The sequence below is a fragment of the Mesorhizobium sp. M00.F.Ca.ET.216.01.1.1 genome, from assembly GCF_004010325.2.
Classification (GTDB): Bacteria; Pseudomonadota; Alphaproteobacteria; order Rhizobiales; family Rhizobiaceae; genus Mesorhizobium.
This window is the reverse complement of sequence record NZ_SADR02000572.1, coordinates 1-283: the sequence shown is the minus strand read 5'-3', so window position 1 is coordinate 283 and position 283 is coordinate 1. Positions and strand designations below refer to the sequence as shown.

The window sequence follows — 283 nt, the reverse complement described above, 5'->3', positions numbered from 1 at the left end:
CCACCACAGAGGACCAGACATAGGTCTTGAAGTGGTCGAGCCCGCGCCAAGTGCAGCGCCTCAAGCCGTAGGCGCGTTTCAGGCAGGAGATGCCGGCCTCGATGCCGGCGCGGAAGTTGCGCAGCTTACGATAAACCCAATTGCTTTTGACCATGTCTATAGCGCGGCGATCTGGGAGAGACCTGCGCGACAATCTGGATGAGACTCTCAGGGCGCGGTCACGGGCAAATTATCATGCTGATTGTCGCTGGCAAGGCCATCGTGGTTTTCTGATTGCCGCTCC

The 283-nt window shown here is 58.7% G+C and carries 1 pseudogene; it reads right to left on the bottom strand.

From position 1 onward, the window contains the following. Positions 1–157, bottom strand: a pseudogene (locus EN859_RS37485) (ISNCY family transposase); the annotation flags it as partial. Positions 158–283: the final 126 nt, after the last annotated feature.